This window comes from Streptomyces sp. NPDC086989, assembly GCF_044745505.1.
In the GTDB taxonomy this organism is placed as follows: Bacteria; Actinomycetota; Actinomycetes; order Streptomycetales; family Streptomycetaceae; genus Streptomyces.
The window spans coordinates 722996-742669 of record NZ_JBIVAL010000001.1; the positions used below are offsets into that span (position 1 = coordinate 722996).

The 19674-nt window shown below is 74.5% G+C and carries 17 protein-coding genes and 1 tRNA gene; 1 reads left to right on the top strand and 17 read right to left on the bottom strand.

The genetic code is table 11. The annotated features are described in order from the left end of the window. Positions 1-5: 5 nt before the first annotated feature. The 4 genes from ACIPK4_RS03375 to ACIPK4_RS03390 all read right to left on the bottom strand — a co-directional run bounded on the left by ACIPK4_RS03375 (position 6) and on the right by ACIPK4_RS03390 (position 7074). On the bottom strand, positions 6-1685 hold the full coding sequence (locus tag ACIPK4_RS03375; RefSeq protein ID WP_402308964.1) for an AMP-binding protein: 1680 nt from the start codon (positions 1683-1685) through the stop codon (positions 6-8). A gap of 70 nt (positions 1686-1755) precedes the next feature. Further along, a complete protein-coding gene (locus tag ACIPK4_RS03380; RefSeq protein WP_402308966.1) occupies positions 1756-2376 on the bottom strand; it encodes a lytic polysaccharide monooxygenase in 621 nt (206 codons plus the stop codon). 196 nt (positions 2377-2572) lie between these two features. Next, positions 2573-5539, bottom strand: coding sequence for an SPFH domain-containing protein (locus ACIPK4_RS03385; protein ID WP_402308968.1), 2967 nt, complete (start codon positions 5537-5539; stop codon positions 2573-2575). 11 nt (positions 5540-5550) lie between these two features. Next, entirely contained in the window at positions 5551-7074 is a 1524-nt protein-coding gene (locus tag ACIPK4_RS03390; RefSeq protein WP_402309076.1) for a peptidoglycan-binding protein, read from the bottom strand. 234 nt (positions 7075-7308) lie between these two features. Between ACIPK4_RS03390 and ACIPK4_RS03395 the strand changes: the two genes are divergently transcribed. Then, a tRNA-Lys gene (locus tag ACIPK4_RS03395) sits at positions 7309-7382 on the top strand. A gap of 68 nt (positions 7383-7450) precedes the next feature. Here ACIPK4_RS03395 and ACIPK4_RS03400 read toward each other — a convergent pair. The 13 genes from ACIPK4_RS03400 to ACIPK4_RS03460 all read right to left on the bottom strand — a co-directional run bounded on the left by ACIPK4_RS03400 (position 7451) and on the right by ACIPK4_RS03460 (position 19645). After that, positions 7451-8188 (bottom strand): class F sortase, encoded by a 738-nt coding sequence (locus tag ACIPK4_RS03400; RefSeq protein ID WP_402308970.1) that lies wholly within the window; start codon positions 8186-8188, stop codon positions 7451-7453. A gap of 10 nt (positions 8189-8198) precedes the next feature. Further along, a complete protein-coding gene (locus ACIPK4_RS03405) occupies positions 8199-8882 on the bottom strand; it encodes a hypothetical protein (RefSeq protein ID WP_402308972.1) in 684 nt (227 codons plus the stop codon). A gap of 79 nt (positions 8883-8961) precedes the next feature. Further along, on the bottom strand, positions 8962-9741 hold the full coding sequence (locus ACIPK4_RS03410; protein ID WP_402308973.1) for an HAD-IIA family hydrolase: 780 nt from the start codon (positions 9739-9741) through the stop codon (positions 8962-8964). 150 nt (positions 9742-9891) lie between these two features. Beyond that, positions 9892-10986: a 2-aminoethylphosphonate ABC transporter substrate-binding protein gene (locus ACIPK4_RS03415; RefSeq protein WP_402308974.1), complete on the bottom strand. Its 1095-nt coding sequence runs from the start codon at positions 10984-10986 to the stop codon at positions 9892-9894. Between the two features lie 26 nt (positions 10987-11012). After that, positions 11013-11810 carry an ABC transporter permease gene (locus tag ACIPK4_RS03420; RefSeq protein ID WP_402308976.1) on the bottom strand — a complete coding sequence of 266 codons (798 nt, stop codon included), beginning with the start codon at positions 11808-11810 and terminating at the stop codon, positions 11013-11015. Next, complete coding sequence (locus ACIPK4_RS03425; protein WP_402308977.1) at positions 11797-12732, bottom strand: 2-aminoethylphosphonate ABC transporter permease subunit; 936 nt, start codon at positions 12730-12732, stop codon at positions 11797-11799. Before ACIPK4_RS03425 ends, ACIPK4_RS03420 begins: the two co-directional genes overlap by 14 nt. After that, positions 12729-13802 carry an ABC transporter ATP-binding protein gene (locus ACIPK4_RS03430; RefSeq protein WP_402308979.1) on the bottom strand — a complete coding sequence of 358 codons (1074 nt, stop codon included), beginning with the start codon at positions 13800-13802 and terminating at the stop codon, positions 12729-12731. The genes ACIPK4_RS03425 and ACIPK4_RS03430 overlap by 4 nt, the downstream gene beginning before the upstream one ends. Continuing rightward, a complete protein-coding gene (locus ACIPK4_RS03435) occupies positions 13799-14530 on the bottom strand; it encodes a phosphonatase-like hydrolase (RefSeq protein WP_402308980.1) in 732 nt (243 codons plus the stop codon). The genes ACIPK4_RS03430 and ACIPK4_RS03435 overlap by 4 nt, the downstream gene beginning before the upstream one ends. A 5-nt stretch (positions 14531-14535) precedes the next feature. Beyond that, complete coding sequence (locus tag ACIPK4_RS03440; RefSeq protein WP_402308982.1) at positions 14536-15657, bottom strand: TIGR03364 family FAD-dependent oxidoreductase; 1122 nt, start codon at positions 15655-15657, stop codon at positions 14536-14538. 158 nt (positions 15658-15815) lie between these two features. Continuing rightward, entirely contained in the window at positions 15816-16580 is a 765-nt protein-coding gene (locus tag ACIPK4_RS03445; protein ID WP_402308984.1) for a GntR family transcriptional regulator, read from the bottom strand. Positions 16581-16613: 33 nt separating this feature from the next. Further along, positions 16614-17429: a hypothetical protein gene (locus ACIPK4_RS03450; protein ID WP_402308986.1), complete on the bottom strand. Its 816-nt coding sequence runs from the start codon at positions 17427-17429 to the stop codon at positions 16614-16616. A gap of 224 nt (positions 17430-17653) precedes the next feature. Further along, entirely contained in the window at positions 17654-18310 is a 657-nt protein-coding gene (locus ACIPK4_RS03455; protein ID WP_402308987.1) for a maleylpyruvate isomerase N-terminal domain-containing protein, read from the bottom strand. A gap of 246 nt (positions 18311-18556) precedes the next feature. Further along, positions 18557-19645, bottom strand: a complete 1089-nt coding sequence (locus ACIPK4_RS03460; protein WP_402308988.1) for an ROK family protein — start codon at positions 19643-19645, stop codon at positions 18557-18559. Positions 19646-19674: the final 29 nt, after the last annotated feature.

Consider the following 19674-nt stretch of genomic DNA (forward strand, 5'->3'; position numbering starts at 1 on the left):
GGGGATCAGCGGTCCAGGAGCTCGCCCCGGCCGTGCGCCGCGTACGCCGCCAGCAGGCCGGTGAGGTCCTCCGGGCCCAGGGGCCGGTAGCCGGAGCTGCCCGGCGGGCGCCACCAGACCGGGTCCGGGCAGCGGAAACCGGAGCGGCGCAGGGCGACCCGGTGGACCTTGTTCGTCGCCGTGGTCGGCATCGACCCCACGATCCGGACGTAGCGCGGCGCCATCTTCGTGCCCAGGTCCGGCTGGGCGGCGAGGAACGCGGAGAACTCCTCCGGCGAGAACCGCCGCCCCTCCTCCAGTGCGACCGCCGCCATCACCTGGTCGCCGGCGGCCTCGTCCGGCACCGCGTAGACGGCGACCGCGGCCGCCGCGGACCAGCGCGCAAGGATGTTCTCGATCACCGCCGCGGCGAGGTTCTCGCTGTCGACCCGCAGCCGGTCGTCGGTCCGGCCCGCGAAGTAGAGGAACCCGTCCGCGTCGCGGAAGAAGAGATCGCCCGTCCAGTACCAGCCGTCCCGGGTGCGTGCGGCTTCCGCGGCGGGATTGCGCCAGTAGCCCTCGAACAGGCTCCGGCCGCGGTTGACCAGCTCGCCGATCGCCGCGGAGCCGTTGAGGAGGCGGCCCCGCGCGTCCAGGACGGCCGGCGGGCACTCCGCGCCCGTCTCCGGATCCACCACCGCCAGGTCGTCCCCGGCCCCGGCGCGGCCCAGGGCGCCCGGCGGGGTGTCCGGGGTCCTCTGGACGGAGGCCCCGCCCTCGGTGGCCCCGTACCCCTCCACCAGCCGGACCCCGAACCGCTCGGTGAAGCGGGCCGCGTCCACCGCCCCGGCCTCAGTCCCGAAGCCGAGGCGCAGGGTGTGGTCGCGGTCGTCGGGGCGGGGCTCGGTGGCCAGCAGGTACTGGACCGCCCGGCCGACGTAGGTGAAGTACGTCGCCCCGTACGCGCGGACGTCGTCCAGGAACGCGGAGGCGGAGAACCGGGGGCGCAGGGCCACGGCCGCCTCCCCGGCGAGGGCGGGCAGCCAGTCGGCGATGACGGCGTTGCCGTGGAAGAGCGGCATGCAGACGTAGTGCACGTCGTCCGGGGTCACGGAGAACTGCCGGGCCAGCGAGGCACCGGCGGCGGCGATCCGGCCCTGGCTGCAGAGGGCGGCCTTGGGGGCGCCGGTGGAGCCCGAGGTGAAGTAGAGGAGGAAGCGGGAGCCCGGGCCGGGGGCGGCGAGGACGGCCTCGCCCGGTTTCGCGCCCGCGTACGGGGCGAGCTGGGCCGCGTACGCCTTGGTGCCGGTCACCAGGATCCGTACGCCCGGCAGGTCCAGCCCGCGCAGCAGCGGCAGGTGGGCGCGCTCGGTGACCAGGATCCGGCAGTCGGTGTGCAGGATGTCGCGCGCCAGCTCGGGACCGCGCCGGGTGGGGTTGATCCCGGCGACGGCGGCCCCGGCGAGGGCCGCCGCGCCGAGCCAGAACGGGAACTCGGGGGTGTTGTCGAGCAGCACCCCGATGTGCGGTTCGGCCTCCGCCGGCAGGAGGTCGACGAGCAGCGCGGCGCGCGCCGCGGCCTCCTGGGCGGTCCGGTGGCGGCTGAGGACGGCGGTGTCCGCACTGCCGCCGTACTTCAGCCCGGGCCGGTGGTCGCCCCATTGGCGCGCGATGAGCTCCGCGACGGTTCCGGGTGTCGTCCGCATGCCGCCGGAGGGTAGCTGACGTTCCGTCAGAATTGAATGCCGGCCGGCGGGGCGGCCGCCGGGCCGGGACTCAGAACTGGACGTCGGAGCAGGAGTAGAACGCCATGGGCGTGTCGTTGACGGTCCAGACGGCCAGGATCATGTGCCGGCCGGTCTTGCCGCTCGGCATGGTGCCCTGGTGGACGGTGGTCATGGCGGGCCGGGCGCCGTTGTAGGCGACGGTGAGGAAGGGCTGGGATTCGAGGGAGGCGCGCGTGAGGGGCCTGGTGGGGTCCCAGCCGTTCTTGGTGACGTAGTACTTGAAGTCGGTGGTGGAGTGGTTGGCCGTGAACTGCCACCGGAAGCCGTAGCTCTGCCCGGCGGTGACCTTGGTGGTGGGCCAGGCGCCGCCGCGCGGGTCGTCGAGCTGCGCGAACTCGCTGTGCCCGCCGGAACATATCTGGCCGTCGGCCGGACCGGCGGCCGGGAAGCCCTTGTAGCCCTCGACGCTCTGCGGTTCCCACTGGATCGGGCCGCAGTCGGAGACGGTCTTGTTGGCGCAGAGCTTCTGGCGGCTGATGGGGGTGTCCGTGTAGCCGTGGCTGCTGGCGGTGGGGGCGGTGAGGAGCGCCAGGCCGGCGATGACGCCGAGGCCGACCGTGGCGGCGCCGGCTCGTCTGGGCAGGTGAACGGGCATGCGGATGGGACGCATGATGCTCCTTGGACGTGGGGGGACGGCGAGAGCGTGCGCACGCATGGGGATTCAGGTCTAGACCAAGTACCAGGTTATTGACGGGAGTTGGACATGTCCAGACCAATGAGGGAACGGGTGGTCCGGTCGGATCCGGCCACCCGTTCGCTCGCTCGTCCCGGTCCCGCGCCCCGCGGGACGCGCCCCGCAGGACGCCCTACTCCGGGCGGCCCGTGTAGAAGGCGACGGTGAGGTCCTTCACGAGGGCCTTGCGCTCGTAGTCGTCGAGCTCGACCAGCCCCCGCGAGGTCAGCCGGTGGACGGTGTCGTCGACCGCGTCCACGACCGAGGTCAGCACCGTGTCCCGGTGCTTGGCGTCGATCGCCGCGACCCTGCGCCGCCGCATGGCCTCGGCGACCTCGGGGGCGTACTCGATCCGGGTCGGCTGGGCCGAGTACACCTCGATCCCCACCGCCTCGGTCTCGGTCGCCAGCATCCGGGTCAGCGCGTCGCCGACCGCCTCGGAATCGCGCAGGGTCGGGGCGTCCTCGTGGAAGGCGTCGGCCGGCAGCTGGGACAGGACCCGGGCCATCGCCGACTCGACCTGCTCGGCGAGGTACTCGGTGTGGTCCTCGACGGCGAGGGTGGCCCGCGCCGTGTCCTTGACCTGCCACACGACCTGGACGACGACCCGCAGGGCCAGGCCGCCGGAGTCCACCGCCGGCATGGGCTCGCTGCGCCAGTGCCGCAGCCGGACGTCGACGCGCCGGCGCAGCAGGAGGGGGCTGACCCAGGTGAGCCCGGTGCGCCGTACGGTGCCGCGGTAACGGCCGAACAGGGTGAGCACCCAGGCGTGACCGGCCTTGGCGCGGCCGAGGCCGCCGAGCGCGAGCAGCGCCACGATGCCGAGGAAGGCGAGCGGGGGCCAGTGGGTGGCGCGCAGCCCCTGGTAGGCGCGGGGGCTCGCGCCGAACGCGGCCACGAAGGCGGCGGGGACCGCCCCGGCGCGCCAGAGCACCGCCAGGCAGCCGGCGAGGGCGAGCCCGCCGACGCCGACGCCGACCCAGCCGGGCAGGACGGGGCCGCGGTGCTCCCGCAGCCGTTCGTCACCGCGCGGGACCCGCCGGCCGGGGGTGGGCCGGGAGGCCCGCTGGGCGCGAGCGGCCGCTGGGGTCTGCTCGGCGGCCGGGGTCTGCCCGGCGGCCGGGCGGGCCTTGGCGCGGAACGGGAGGTGCACCGGCACTTCGGTGGCCGCCGACCCGCGGACCGGCGCGACCCGCGGCAGGTCGTGCGTGTCGGCCTCCATGCCGCGTGCCACGGCCTGCGCGACGATGTCGGCGACGGCGGGGCCGGGCACTGCGACGGGCAGGGGCTCGTCGGCGTCGGCTTCGCCGTGCGGGTGCGAGTGCGAGTGCGAGTGCGGGTGCGGGAAGTGCGGGCCTGCGGGCCCGGCGTCGCCGTGCGGGTGCGGCGGGTACGGGGCCTCGGGGCCGGGCTGCGGGCCGGGGTGCGGACCGGGGTGCGGACCGGGGTGCGGACCGGGCGGCCACGCCTCGCCGTACCGGTGCGCGGGACCGTCGTCCACCGGCAGCCCGGACTCCGCCGGGCAGGCCTGGCCCTGCGGGGCCGGGGGCTCGCCCCCGCCGTCCAGGGCCCGCAGCCGCAAGGTGGCCACCCCGGTGGGCGCGGTCTCGTCGTGCGACCCGGCCGGGGCCGGTACGCAGACCACGGGGTCGGGTTCCCGACCGTACGAGCCCGCGCCGGACTCGGCGCGGTCGGCGGCCCCGGCCAGGGCGTGCACCGACTCGGGCTCGACCCGGGCCCGGGCCGCCGGAACCTCGCTCCAGCCGGCGCCCTCATCCGCGGCCGGCCGCCCGTGCGGCAACGCGACCTCCCGGGGCCCGTCCGGAGCGACGCCCCGGGCCCCTCCGACCTCGTCGGGCTCGACACGGCCCACAGGCGGCAGTGGACCGGCGGACTCCGCAACGGCCCGGGCCGCGCACGGTCCGGGAATCCCGGCCGCGGGCTCCGCACCGGGCAGCGGCTCCACCGGTGCGGCACGGAACGGCAGCTCCGGCACGGCCGTCAACGCCGGCTCCGACTCGGCCCCCGCCGCGTGCGCGGGCCCCGACACCGCCTCCGCACCGGCCTGGCCCGCGTACGGCTGGGCGCCCGCAGGCCCGGAAAAGTCGGCCCCGGCGCCAGCGCCCGCATCCACCGACACGGCCGTCAACGCCGACTCCGAATCGGCCCCCGCCGCGTACGCGGGTCCCGGCACCGCCTCCCGACCGGCCTGGCCCACGTACGGCTGGGCGCCCGCAGGCCAGGAAAAGTCGGCCCCGGCGCCAGCGCCCGCATCCACCGACACGGCCGTCAACGCCGGCTGCGACTCGGCCCCCGCCGCATGCGCGGGCCCCGGCACCGCCTCCCGACCGGCCTGGCCCACGTACGACTGCGCGCCCGCAGGCCAGGAAAAGTCGGCCCCGGCGCCAGCGCCCGCATCCACCGACACGGCCGTCAACGCCGGCTGCGACTCGGCCCCCGCCGCGTGCGCGGGTCCCGGCACCGCCGCCGGAGCGGCCTGGCCCGCGTACGCCTGCGCGCCCGCAGGCTCAGGCACCCCGGCCCCGGCCCCCGCGCCAGGGCTCGCGTCCGCCGACACGGCAGTCAAGGCCGGCTCCGGCTCGGTCTGCGCCGCGGGCCCGGGCTCCGGAACCGCCTCTCGCCCGGCCTGAGCCGTGTACGGCAGCGGGTTCGCGGGCCCGTGCAACTCGGCCCCCGCGCCAAGGCCCGCATCCGCCGACGCGACCCCCGCCGCATGCCCGGGCCCCGGCTCCGCCGCCGGACCGGCCTGAGCCGCGTACGGCTGCGGGTTCGCGGGCCCGGGAAAGTCGGCCGCGGGCGGCGGGCCGGCCTGCGGTGGTGCGGGTGGAGGGGGAGCCTCCGGCTCGACGCGGGGCGGGTGCGCCGGCGGAGCGGTCCACGCCGCTGCCGGGGACGGGGCGGGGGACACCGCCGGGGGCCCGGAGGGCGGCCCGGCCTGGGCCGCGTCCCGGCGCAGCGGCGGGGTGGGGTAGAGCTCGGCCGTGCCCCGCAGGGCCGGGGCCTTCGGGGGCTGCGGGGCCGCCGCAGCGGGTGGCACGCGGAAGGTGCCCGTCGTCGAGGTGGTGCTCGTGGGGTACATCGTTGCCTCCGTCATGCGAACAGCCGGCGCCAGGTTTCCGGGCCCGGGTAGCCGTCGGCCTCGGCGCCGCGCCAGCCCTGGGCGCGCTGGAAGGCCTCGACGCTGCGGCGGTCGGCCTCGCCCCAGAGGGGCCCCGGGCCGTTCGTGTAGTTCTTGCCGAAGCCCTTCTTCACCAGCTGGCGGCCGAGGGCGGTGATGAACGGGTGGGACGACCCGGGGCGGAACGCCGACATCCCCGGATGGGCCGGCACCCCGGCGGGCCCCGGCGCCGCGTCCACCGTCGGCGGGATGTCGTTGCCCTTGTGCTCGACGAGCAGTTGCCAGGTCTGCGCGCCCGGGATCCCGTCGGCGTCCGTGCCCGTCCAGCCCTGGGCGCTCTGGAAGGCCTGCGTGGCCAGCCGGTCGGCGTCGCTCCACGCCGTGCTCGCGCCCTTGGGGTAGAAGCGCCGGCCGCCCCGGTCGATCAGCATCCGGGCCAGCTGGGCGACGTGCTCGTTGTTCGCGCCGGGGCCGAACTGCGTGGCGCCGGGGAAGACGGTCGGGACCGCCGGCTTCGGGTCGGTCGTCGACGGGTCCTGCTCGGTGATGCCGCTCGTCACGCCGTTGAACCGGTACGGGAGGTACTTCGTCGCGTTGGTCCAGTAGCCGTACGGGGTGGCGCCCTTGCGCGTGTACGGGCGGGTCTGCTCGTACGCGACGTAGTGCGTGCGCGTCTCGTCGACCCACCCGCCGAAGAGCACCACGTGTGAGCCGTTGGTGGGGTCGGCCGGGTTGTGGAAGAGCAGCATGTCCCCGGGGAGCAGCTCCTCCTTGGTGATCTTGGTGGCGAATTTGTCGAGGCTTCCGGTCCACTCGTTCGAACCGAGGTTCCAGGCCATCGAGACGAAGCCGGAGCAGTCCTGCCGGTAGCCGTCGGACCAGTACGCGGACATGCTGTACGGGACCTTCGCGTCCAGCCACAGCTTCGCCCGGTTGATGATCGAGGTCCGGTCGATCCGCTTGACCGCCGACGGCGCCCCGGGCGCGCCCGGCGGCTTCGCCGGGGCCGGGCGGCCGTGCAGGGGGGACTGGCCGCCCTGCGGGGAGCCGGGGCCGTCGGCGGCGGGGCCGGGGCCGTCGACGGCGGGGCCGGGGCCGTCGACGGCGGGGGCGGGGCCGTCGGCGGCGGGGGCGCCGGTGGCGGGGGCGCCGGTGGCGGGGGCGCCGGTGGCGGGGGCGCCGGTGGCGGTGGCGGGGCCGGGGGTGTCGGTGGCGGGGCCGGGGGTGTCGGTGGCGGGGCCGGGGGTGTCGAGGGAGACCGGCTCCGGGCCGGGAACGGGGCCGGCCGCCGCCAGCGCCGCCGAGCCTCCGCCGCCCAGGACCACGCCCGCCGCGGTGGCCAGCACCAGGGCCCGGCGGGCGCCGCGCGCGGCCGGGTGGCCGCCGTCCCGGAGCGGTATGGCCCGCGCGCGGGCGAGGGCGCGACGGCGCTGCACGCAGCCCAGGCAGATGCAGTCACCTGCGGGCTCGTACTCCTCGAAAGCGGGCATCGGCATCGGCATCGGTGCAGTCGTCTGCACATGCATCGGAGGCTGGATCGTCATGCGGTTCCGTCCACTCCCCTGCTCGTCGCTGGTCAGGCGGGCCCGGCATCTGTCGGGGCATCAGATGCGGTTCGGCCCAGACATATCGTGCACGATGAACCCCTCAAACATGGGTTAATCGGACAAGGCGGGCGCGGCTGGTCACGAGCACCACTGGAGGTGGGGTAGAGTTTTCTCTGTCAGCAGGCGCCGCTAGCTCAGTTGGTTAGAGCAGCTGACTCTTAATCAGCGGGTCCGGGGTTCGAGTCCCTGGCGGCGCACCGACAAGGGGAAGCCCCTCGCAGCGAAAGCTGCGAGGGGCTTCTTCGTCATGTCCCCCGGTCGGCCCTCACACCGGCGCGCCGGGCCCTCCCGCACCGGCACCAGCACCCGCTCCGGCACCAGCTCCGGCTCCCGCGCCCGCCGCCGCCGGGCCCTGGCCCGTCAGGTAGGCCGAGACGACCACGTTCGCCGTGTACTCCTTGGCCGCCTTGTCGTACGTGCCCCCGCAGGTCACCAGCCGCAGCTCGGCCCGTCCCCCGATCCGCGGGCCGTAGGCCCGGTGCGCGTCGAAACCCGCCCGCTCGTAGACCCGTACGTCCTCGATCGTGAACTCGGCGACCGATCCGTCCATCCGCACCACCCGCACCTTGCCGCCGGGCTGCGCCGTGCTCAGGCCGTAGAACACCGCCGGCTTCGACGCCGTGTCCACGTGCCCGACCAGCAGTGCGGCACCCGCCTCGCCCGGCTTGACCCCGCCGCCCCACCAGCCCACCGTCCCGGGCCGCTCGAACGGCGGCGGCTCGATCGCACCCTGCGCGTCGAGGCTTCGGGAGATCACCGGCGCCTGGATGCCCAGCGCCGGCACGTCCACCCTCACCGGTACGGACGCGGCCAGCGGGGTGTGCGCGGCGGGCAGCCCGGGGACCGGGAGCCCCGACCCGCCGGCCAGTGCGGAGGAAGGGCGCGGCGGGACCCCGGTGATCTCGCGGCCCCACAGCCACAGGCCGAGCACCAGCACGGTCCAGGCGGCGAAGGTCAGCAGCCGCCCGCCGCCGGAGGACTTCGGCTCCCCCGAGCCCGTCACCTCCCGGCCCTCACTCGCCGCTGCGGCGCCGGCGCAGGCTCAGCGCCCGGAACGCGACGGCCAGGGTGGCCGCGGCGGCGAGCACGGCGCCGATCACGGTGTGCGGGAGGCCGGGCCCCTCGCCCCCGTGGCTCTTCTTGGCGGCCGCGGCCTGGCCCTGCGCCTGGGCGGCGAGCTCGGCGGACATGCCGCCCCCGCCCGCGTGGACGGGCCGGACGGGCGACTCGTGGGGGTTCGGCTTGTCGCGGTCACGGTCGTGGTCACGGTCACGGTCACGGTCACGGTCACGGTCGCGGTCGCGGTCCTGTTCCCGGTCGTCGCGGCGGCGGACGACCTCGATGGAGCCGCGTACGCGGTCCTCGCCGCCGTCGCACCTCACCTTGATGTCGTGCCGGCCGGGCTGTGCGTGCGAGCTGACCATCGCGTCGCCCCACAGCGTCTTGTCCCCGTCGCGGCCCGACGACAGGTGGACCTCCGACACGAAGACGGCGGACTTCGCGGACGCCCATTTCTCGTCGCAGCCGCGGACGCGCAGCTTGACCTGCGCCCCCGGCTCTGCCTGGTGCGGTTCGACCGAGACGCCACCGCGGTCCTCCTCGCCGGACGCCAGGGCGGCGGGCGAGGACACGGCGGTGAGCGCCGTCAGGGCGACGGCCACCCCGGTGGCACGGAGAGCGATCAGAGCACTGCGCATGGTGAACCTCCTCAACAAGGAGGTTCACGCGCGGCGCGCCGCTCCGCATCCGGAGCGCCGTGCGCTTGACCCGTTCGGATCAGACGAGATCGACCAGGTCGGCGATGGAGTCGACGGTCTTGGTCGGGCGGTACGGGAACTTCTCGGTGTCCTCGACGGAGGTCAGTCCGGTCAGCACGAGGAAGGTCTGCATCCCGGCCTCCAGCCCGGCCAGGACGTCGGTGTCCATCCGGTCGCCGATCATCGCGCTGCTCTCGGAGTGCGCGCCGATGGCGTTCAGGCCGGTCCGCATCATCAGCGGGTTGGGCTTGCCGGCGAAGTACGGCTGCTTGCCGGTCGCCTTGGTGATCAGCGCGGCGACGGCACCGGTCGCCGGGAGCGGGCCTTCGGTGGAGGGGCCGGTCTCGTCGGGGTTGGTGCAGATGAAGCGGGCGCCCGCGTTGATCAGGCGGACGGCCTTCGTCATCGCCTCGAAGCTGTACGTCCGGGTCTCGCCGAGGACCACGTAGTCGGGCTCGTGGTCGGTGAGGATGTACCCGATGTCGTGCAGGGCGGTGGTCAGGCCGGCCTCGCCGATGACGTAGGCGGTGCCGCCCGGGCGCTGGTCGTCGAGGAACTTGGCGGTGGCGAGCGCCGAGGTCCAGATGTTCTCGACGGGGACGTCGAGGCCCATCCGGAACAGCCGGGCCTGGAGGTCGCGCGGGGTGTAGATGGAGTTGTTGGTCAGGACCAGGAAGGGCTTGCCCGATTCACGCAGCCGCTTGATGAAGGCATCCGCGCCCGGGATCGGGGTGCCCTCGTGGATCAGGACCCCGTCCATGTCGGTGAGCCAGGATTCGATCGGCTTGCGCTCTGCCACTGGACTGTTCTCCGCTCTCTGACCGCTGGTCTCCCTCACCCTATCGGGGCCGGGCCGCGGACGCGTTCGGCGTCCACGGCCCGGACTGCGGGGGCCTGCATGCCCGCGCCCCCGGCGGTGCGGGAGGTGCCGCGCTCCCGGAGGGGGAAATCAGCTTCCGGTGGCCGACTTCCACGCGTCGACGTAGCCCGCGAGGTTCTTGTCGATGTCCGCCCAGTCCGGCTCGAAGACCTCGACTCCGGTCATCAGCTTGGTGAGTTCGACGGCGTTGGCGTCGGTCGGCTTGACGTCGGTGCGCGCCGGGAAGCCGCCGCCGACCTCGCTGACCAGCTTCTGCGCGTCCTCGCTGAGCAGGTAGTCGAGGAGCTTCCTGCCGTTCTCGGTGTGCGGGGCCCTGTCCAGCAGGCCGGCCGCGTACGGCAGGGCGAACGTGGTGGGCCTGCCGCCGTCCTTCGCGGGGAACCAGATGCCCAGGTTCGGCATGGACTTGGCCTGCGCGAAGTTCATCTGGACGTCGCCGTTGGCGACGAGCAGCTCGCCCTTGTCGGTCTTCGGCGCGAGCTTGCTGGTGGAGGAGGACGGGCCGACGTTGTTGGCCTGGAGCTTCTTCAGGTACTCCATCGCCGGCTCCTTGCCGCCGAAGTCGTGCATCGTCTTGACGAGGACGGCGGTGCCGTCGCCCGCGACGCCCGGGGTGGAGTACTGGAGCTTGCCCTTGTACTCGGTGTCCAGCAGCTCCTCCCACGTCTTGGGCGCGTCCGTGAGCTCCTTCTTGTTGTAGACGAAGCCGAAGTAGTTGTTGACGACCGAGGTCCACTTGCCGTTGGCGGCCTTGTTCGCGCCGTTGACCTTGTCGGAGCCCTGCGGCTTGTACTCCTGGAGCAGGCCCTTGCCGTCGGCCTGCTGGATGAAGGGCGGCAGGGTGACCAGGACGTCGGCCTGGGTGTTGGTCTTCTCCCGGACGGCGCGCTGCACCATCTCGCCGGAGCCGCCCTCGACGTACTTGACTTGGATGCCGGTCTTCTTGGTGAAGTCGGCGAAGACCCTGTCGTACCAGCCGTCGCCCTTGTCGCTCTTGAGGCCGTCGGCGCTGTAGACGGTGACGACCTTCTCGCCGCCGTCCTTGGACCCGGTGGCGGAGGAGCCCGTGCAGGCGGTGAGGCCGGCGGCGAGGGCGAGGCTTCCGGAAACGGCGGCTGTGGTGCGCAGGGCGGTACGACGTACGGGGGTGCTGGTGCTGGACATGGAACTTCCTTAGGGGAGAAAGGGAGTCAGCGGTAGGAGGCTCTGGTGCGGATGCGGGAGACGGCCAGGAGGACCAGGAGGGTGGCGGCCATCAGGACCACGGCGACGGCGGAGCCGCCGAACAGTGACCCGCGGTCGGTGGCGGTGAAGATCCGGACCGGGAGGGGCGTCCAGTCCGGCGGGTAGAGCATCATCGTGGCGCTCAACTCCCCCATGGACAGGGCGAAGCAGAGTCCGGCCGCGGCGGTGAGGGACGGCAGCAGGAGGGGGAGTCTGACCCGCCACAGTACGTACGCGGGGCCGGCGCCCAGGGAGGCCGCCGCCTGTTCGTACGCGGGGTCGAGACGGACGATGGCGGCGGAGACCGACTGGTGGGCGAACGCCGTGACAAGAAGCGTGTGCGCCAGGATCACGATCGAGCTGGTGCCGTTGAGCAGCAACGGGGGCTTGCTGAAGGCGACCAGCACGGCGAGGCCGACGACGACGGACGGGACGGCGACGGGCAGCATGAACAGGGCGTCCAGGGCCCGCTTTCCGCGCCGTTTCAGCCCGGCGGCGGCCAGCGCGGCCCAGGTGCCCACGGTGAGCGCGAGCAGGCTCGCGACGAGGGCGGTCACCAGCGAGGTGGTCAGCGCCCGGAGGGATTCGCCCTGCACGGCGGAAGCGTAGTTCGCGGTCGTCGGGCCGGAGGGGAAGGCCCCCGACCAGTGGGTGGCGAAGGAAGCGGCGACCACGACGAGCAGGGGCAGGGCGAACAGGGGCAGGAAGAGGAGGCCGAACAGGATCCAGGCGGCCCAGCGGCCGGTCCGGCTATGCACCAGCACGCTTGCTCACCACCCGGTAGAGGCCGAACAGGCCGAGGGACATGGAGATGTTGACGACGGCGACCACGCAGGCGGCCGGGTAGTCGGATTCGAGGATCGCCTTGCCGTAGACGAGCATCGGCAGCGTCGTGACGTCCTTGGCCCCGGTGAACAGGACGATCCCGAACTCGTTGAGGCACATGACCAGGACCAGGCTGCCGCCGGCGGCGAGCGCCGGGAGGGCCTCGGGGAGGATCACCCGCCGGATGATCCGGGCGGGCTTCGCACCGAGCGAGGAGGCCACCTCCAGCTGTGCGGTCTCCAGCTGGGAGAAGGCGGCCAGCAGCGGCCGCATCACGAAGGGCGTGAAGTACGTGATCTCCGCGAGCAGTACGCCCCACGGGGTGGTGAGGAAGTGGAAGGGCCCGTCAACGGCGCCGGTCACGCCGGTCCAGAGCCCGTTGGCCATGCCGACCGTGCCGTAGATGAACAGCAGGGCCAGGGTGATGAGGAAGGAGGGGAAGGAGAGGAAGACGTCGATGAACTTCGCGACGGCCCGGGCTCCGGGGAACGGGACGAAGGCGATGATCAGCGCGAGGGCGAAGCCGAGGACGAGGCAGCCGGCGGTGGCCCCGGCGGCCAGCCAGACCGTGGTCCCGAGCGCCCCGCGGAAGGCGTGCGAGCGGAACACGGACGCGTAGGCGCCGAAGGCGCCGCCGCCGTTCACGCCGTTCTCCGGGGTGAGGGACTGCTGGACGACCAGGGCCAGGGGGTAGAGGAAGACCAGCGCGAGTACGGCCACGGGCGGCACGGCCCAGAGCCAGCCGGGCACGCCACGGGCCCCTGCGCCCGCAGCCGCGGCGCGAGCGCGCCGCGGGGTGTCCGGCGTGGCGGCGGTGTGCCCCGGCGATCGGGGGGCCGCCACCTGCGGGGCGTCCGTCATCCGACGCCCTCCCCCGGGCTGTCGCCGGAGGGAACCCCGGCGGCCAGCAGCACCGCGTCCCGCGGTGCGAAGTGCAGCGTCACCCGCTCGCCCAGCGCCGGGGTCTCGCGCAGCTCCGGCAGGTCGGCCTTGATCCGGTGGCCGGCGACATCGACGTACAGCCGGTGCATGGAGCCCCGCCACTGCACCTCGGCGATCGTGCCGGTCAGCGCGTTGGGCCCGGCGCCGAGGCCGAGCAGGTGCGGCCGCACGCACAGGGTCGCGCTCGCGCCGGGGACGGCGCGCCCCCGGTCCAGCTCCAGGGGCTGCCCCGCGAAGAGCGCCCCGGAGTCGGCGACGGTCACCGGCAGCAGGTTGGCGTTCCCGACGAACGATGCGGTGAACTCGGTCCGCGGCGCCCGGTACAGCTGCTGCGGAGTGCCGCAGTCCTGGAGCCGGGCCCGGTCCATGACCGCGATCCGGTCGGCGAGCGTCAGCGCCTCCACCTGGTCGTGGGTGACGTACAGGATCGACACGTCGGGCAGTTCGCGGTGCAGCCGGGCCAGTTCGGCGAGCATCCCGGAGCGCAGCTGCGCGTCGAGCGCGGACAGCGGCTCGTCGAGCAGGAGCACCCCGGGCCGGATCGCCAGCGCGCGGGCGATCGCCACGCGCTGCTGCTGCCCGCCCGAGAGTTCGCGCGGGTAGCGCCGGGCGTACGAGGCCATCCCCGTCATCTCCAGGGCCTCGGCGACGCGCCCCGGTATCCCGTCCTTGGGCGCCTTCTGCGCCTTGAGGCCGAACGCCACGTTGTCCTGCACGCGCATGTGCGGGAAGAGCGCGTACTGCTGGACGACCATGCCGATGCCGCGCTTGTGCGGCGGGAGCGCGGTGACGTCCCGGCCACCGATCAGCACCCGGCCCGCGGCGGGCCGTACGAAACCGGCGACCGCGCGCAGCGCCGTGGTCTTCCCGGACCCGGAGGGGCCGAGCAGCGCCATGACCTCGCCGGGCTCGACGGTCAGGTCGAGCCGGTCCAGCACGGTGGTGGCGCCGTACGCGACGCTGACGCCCTCGAAGCGGATGCCGCTCACGCCGACTCCAGCAGGATCCGGGGCAGTTCGGTGACCGAGCCGAGCACGTGGGTGGCGCCGTGCCCGGTGAGCGCGGCACGGTCGTGGGCGCCGGTGAGGACGCCGGCGACCAGGCCGGCGCCGGAGCGGCGGCCGCTGAGCATGTCGTAGGCGGTGTCGCCCGCGACGACGATCCGCCGTACGTCGTCGACGGCCCCGGTGCGCAGGAACGCGGCCAGCACCATGTCCGGGTACGGCCGGCCGCGGCCGCCCGCGTCGGCGGGGCAGAGGGTGAGGTCGGCCAGGCCCTGCCAGCCGAGGGCGTCGAGGACGGCGTCCTGGGTGACGCGGGCGAAGCCGGTGGTCAGGACGACGGTGCGGCCGTCGGCGCGGAGCTTCTCGATGGTCTCGCGGGCGCCGGGGACGGGGGCGATCAGCCCGCCGTCGACGAGCTCGCCGTACGCCTCCTCGAAGGCGGAGTTTGCGCGTCGGGCCAACTCCTCCGTGCCGAAGAGGTGACGGAAGACGGAGATCTTCGACTCGCCCATGGTCTCGCGGACGTACCGGAGCTTGGCCTGGTGGTCCGCGGTGCCCGGCTCGACGCCGAGGCGCTCGGCGGCGCGCTCGAAGGCGCGCTCGACGAGGCCGCCGTCGGCGACGGTGGTGCCGGCCATGTCGAGGACGACCAGGTCGCGGGACGCGGGGGTGCTGGGGGTGTTGGGGGTGCTCGGGGTGTTGGGGGTGCTCATGTTCTCTACCAGCCCAGTTCGTTCGCGGTGGTCTCGGCTATGGCGGGCGAGCAGGTCATCCCGCGGCCGCCGGGTCCGGTCACCAGCCAGACGCCGTCGGCCACCTGCTGGCGGTGGACGACGCGGGTGGTGTCGGTGCACTGCGCGTACACGCCGGCCCAGCGGTGCCTGATCTTCGGCAGCGGGCGGCCCAGGAAGGACTCGACGACCCCGGTGAGGTGCTCGTACGGGTCTTCGAGGGTGTCGAACGCGAAGGGGTGCTCGTACTCGTGGGTGTCGCCGATCGTCAGCCCGCCGTCCCGGCGCTGGACCATCAGCAGCTGCATCTTGTGCGCGGCGGCGACCGGCGCCTGCGCCTGCTCCGCGTCGAGCGCGTCGAGGGCGTCGCTCTTGTAGGCCGGGTAGTAGCGGAAGCTGTCGGCGTCCGCGACGGAGGTGGTGAGCGCCTCGCCGAGCGGGGCGGTCTGCATCATCTGGAGCCGGACGCGGCGCACGGGCAGGTCGGGGACCAGTTCCCGGACCAGTCCGGACAGCCAGGCGCCGGTGGCCAGGACGACGGCGTCGCCGCGGTGGACGTCGCCGTGGTCGTCGCGGACGGCGCCGGCGGCGACGACCTCGCGCACCTCCCGTCCCGGCAGGAAGGTGTACCGGCCGCTCGCCCGGAGGGCCTCGCGCAGGTGGAGCTGGGCGGTGCGCGGTTCGACGGCCGCGTCCCGCTCGCACCACAGGGCGGCCTCGAAGGATCCGCGCAGGGCCGGGTTGATCTTCCGCGCCTGCTCGGCGGTGACGAGTTCGTACCCCCGGGCGGCGGCGTCGGGGCGGGCGGCGGCCGCCTCGGCGACCGCGTGTTCGCGGGCGTTGCGGACGGGGGTGAGGGAGCCGATCGCGCGGAAGCCCAGGCCGGGCACCTCCGCGCCGATCCGCTCCCAGAGCTCGCGGGCCCGCAGGGCGGTCTCCAGTTCCTCTCCCCCGGCGCGTCCGCTGACCCAGATCTGGCCGAAATTACGCAGTGACGCGCCGCGCGCCTCCGCCTCCCGTTCGATCTGGACGACCTCGTGGCCGCGTTCGACTGCTTGCCAGGCGTGCATGGTGCCGACCACGCCGCCTCCTACGACTATGACTCTCACGCGCTCCACGGTGGTCGCGGCCCGTGGACCGGGGGGATTCCGGCGGCAACGGGACGGTGAACAACCCTCGACGCTTGGACTAGACCCGTTACCTTCTCGTGACCCGCATCGGCCCTCCATACGTCCCTTTCCGGCGCCTTGGCGGTGATCCGCTCGGGCTAGCCGGGCCGCAGACGGGTCGTGAAGCTGAACCGGTCGCCACGGTAGAGCGAACGCACCCGCTCCAGGGGACGGCCGTCCTGGTCCCGCGAGAAACGGTGGATGAGCAGCATGGGCAGGGCCGGCGGGGTGCCGATCAGCAGGGCCTCGCGGGGGGTCGCCAGGACGGTCTCCAGCTTCTCGTCGGCGTCCCCGAAGGAGATCCCGAGCCGGTCGAGGAGGTACCCGTAGAAGGAGGAGTCCGGCGGGAAGTCGCTGCCGAGGCGGGGCGCCCGCGCCACCCGGATGTACGTGCTCTCCAGGCCCACCCGCTCGTCGTCGGCGAGCAGGACGCGCTCCAGGTGCCAGACGGGCTCGCCGGGCTCGGCTCCGATGCCGGGGGCGAGCTCGGGCGGGCAGGGGAACTGCTCCAGCCCGATGAGGTTGCGGCCGGGCCGGCGGCCCTGGCGGCGTACGCCCTCGGTGTAGCTCGCGAGCGACAGCGGCTGTTCGAGCTTCGGACCGGCGACGACGGTACCGCGGCCGGAGCGGCGCAGCCGGCCCTCCAGCAGCAGCTCGCGCAGCGCCTGCCGCACGGTCTCGCGCGACACCTCGTACCGCTCGGCGAGATCCCGCTCGGTGGGCAGCAGGCCGCCCTCGCCGAGGTCGTCGAGAAGATCCGCGATCAGGGCCTTGACGGCGTAGTACTTCGGGATGCGGCCGTGCTCCGGGATGCCGGAGCGCACGGGCGAGCCGGGGCGGTGCGGCAGGTTCTGTTCTTCCACCCTGGGACTGTACGCGGACCGGGTGTACGGAGATCAGCGCGCCGGAGTACCGGGGGTGCGCGGGGCGCCGGCGGATCCGCGGGTCCCCGAAGCGGCCTGCGTACCGGAGGTGCGCAGTTGGCGGGACGCCAGCAGGAGCCCGGCGCCGGAGGCCACCGCGACGGCCGCGCCGGCGCCGAACGCCCAGTCGCGGGGGCCGGTGTGGGCGAGGGACCCGGCCGCACCCGTGTCAGCCTCCTCCGGGCCCTCTACCGAGAAGCGGTAGGCACCGGCCTCGCCGACCCAGTCGCCGTCGTCCCCCTTGCGCTGGACGAGTGCGGCATCGGCGACGACCTCCCCGGCGGGGGTGCCGGGGGCGAACGCCAGGCGGACCTTGACGGTCAGGGACCCGCCGGCCCGGACGGCGAAGCCCGCGAAGGCCTCGCCCCCGTCGAAGACGGCGATGATCTCGTCCCGGTCGCTCCGCTCCAGGGTGACGGGGAGCGTCCCGCCGGGGGCCTCGAACTCCATCCGGAAGTGGTCGGGGAGCAGCGCCCGGGCCTTGTCCGTGAACACCACGACGGGGTGGATGGCGGTGCACTCGGAGTTCGTCGTGTTCGTGAGGTCCAGGTACCAGGTCTGCGGCCCGCCGCCGGTCCGGTACACCGCCGGTCCGCCGCGGATCCGCGCGCCGATGGGAAAGGCGTTGCTCTTCCCGTCGCCGCAGGTGGCCTCGATCCGGGACGGCAGCGCAGGGGCGGGCCGGGCGCCGCCGCCGTTGCCGACGTCCGCGGCGGCCTGCGGCACGCAGACGGAGAGGGCGGTGGCGGCCAGGACGGCGGAGTGGGCAAGGGCTTTGCGCAGTCGCATGGAAGACCTTCGCTTCGCTGCTCGCCGGACGGGACGGGGAAGGGGACGGATGGCACGGGGACGAACGGGACGGGCCTGCGCGGGCCCGGGTGATTCCGGTTGATGATCGAACGAGACGACAATCACCCCGGCCTGCCCGCACCCTCCCACGCCTCCGGCACCCCCTCCGGCCGCCACGCCTGCCGACGCACCGCATACGCCTGATCGGCCCCACGGCGCGGGGTTCAGCCGAGGAAGAGCGGCAGCCGCGTCGCCCGCGGGCCGAGTTCGGCCAGCTCGGAGGCGGTCGGCGCCCGACGTCCGGTGCCGACCAGCAGTGCGTCCCGGTCGGTGAACGAGGAGGGGAAGGCGGCGCCGGCGATCTCCTCCAGCAGTGCACGGGACCGGGCCAGGCCCTTCGGGGGTGGGGGTGCGGCATGCGGGAGGTGTGCGGTCAGGTCGAGGTGGTGGAGCGTCCATTCCAGGACGTACGCCGTGAGGTAGTCGGCCACGGTGAGCGCCTTGTCCTGCGTGCGCACCCGCAGGCCCGGGTCGGCGAGTTCCGCGGCGCGGGCGGCGGCGGAGCCGAGGTCGTCGAGGTGGAACGTGAGCAGGTGGGGTTCCCCGTACGCGGCGGCGAGCCGGACGATCAGCGCGTCCAGCGGGTCCTCGCCGGTCGGCGGGTGGTCGAGGACGGTCCAGTAACGCGCGGCGTCGGCGGTCGGTTCGGTCCCGGCGGGGGTGACGAGGGTGATGAGGACGTCCTGGGCGTCGATGACGAGGTGACACACGAGGTCGCGCACCAGCCAGCCGGCGCACCCGGACGGCCGCTCGAAGTCCCGCTCCGCGAGCCCCCTGACAACCGCCCGCAAGGCCCCCCATGACTCCAGGAATTCCTCCACGGGCCCAACCTATTACCCCCGCCCGCCCGTCCGCCCGGATCCGGCTCCCACCCGGCCGTGTTCCGGCCCCACCGCCCGGATCCGGCTCCCACCCGCCCGTTGTCCGGGTCACCCGCCCGTTGTCCGGGTCACCCGCCCGGGTCGGCCCCCACCCGCCCGGGTCCGGTCCCCACCTGCCCGGGTCCGGCCCCGCGAGGTGCCGTGGCGGGGGCCGCGAGGTGCCGTGGGGGGGGCCGCGCCGACCGTTCAGCCCACGCGTCCGAAGAGCGGGGCCAGGGCCAGTTCCGCCGCGCCCTCCGCGACGCCGTCCTCGGACGCCGCGACGTCCGGAACCGGGCCGCCCAGCGTGCGGGCCTCCAGGACCCGGCGGACGCCCGTCGTGAAGACGTCCGGGGCGGAGTCCACCACCCGGCCCCCCAGCCACACCCGGTCCACGTCCAGGAGCGCGACGACGTTCGCGGCGCCTTCACCCAGGATCCGCGCCGCGTCCGGGAGGTCCCCGCGGGCCACCGCGTCGAGGCACAGCACCTCCGCGCACCCGCGGCCTCCGCACCGGCAGGCCGGGCCGTCCAGCATCAGGACCTGGTGCCCGAACTCGCCCGCCGCGGACCGTTCCCCGCGGAAGACCTCGCCGCGCAGCCGGAGTCCTGCTCCCAGGCCCGTGCTCAGGTGGAGGTACAGGGAGGTCCCGGTGGACCGGCGGCCGGGGACCGCGGCCCCCGCATTGGTGTCCTTGTCCAGCACCACCGGCGGGGCGTCGGGCCCGAGCCGGCCTGCCACCGCCTGCCGCAGCGGGAACCCCTCCCACTCGGGGTATCCCGTCACCCGGCCCAGCACTCCGGCCCGCCAGTCGAGCGGTCCCGGCGTGGCGATGCCCACGCCCAGCAGGGATCCCGCGCCCGCCTCCCCGCAGAGCCGGTCCACGGCCCGCACGATCTCGTCCGCGACGGCGTCCGGGCCCGCCGCGAAGTCCAGAGGGCCGCGGAACCGCTCGACGACGGTGCCCAGCATGTCCACCCGTACCGCCCGCATCTCGTCGCGGTCGGCGTGCACCCCGACGGCGTGCCGGGCGCCGGCGGCCAGCTGGAGCAACGTCCGCGGCTTGCCCCCGGTGGACGCGCCGCGCCCCGCTTCCGAGACGAGTCCCTCCGCACGCAGCCGAGCCGTGATCTTGCTGACGGCCTGCGGGGTGAGGCGCGTGAGGGCGGCCAGATCCGTCCGGCCGAGGCCCTCGATGCCCGCCTCGCGCAGCAGGGCGAGGACGAGCGCGTCGTTGTGCCCGCGCACCGCCGGCAGGTTCGCGCCGCTTCCGTTGCTCCTGCTTCCCCAGTCCACCTCTCCATTGTCCACCTTCCTTGCACTTA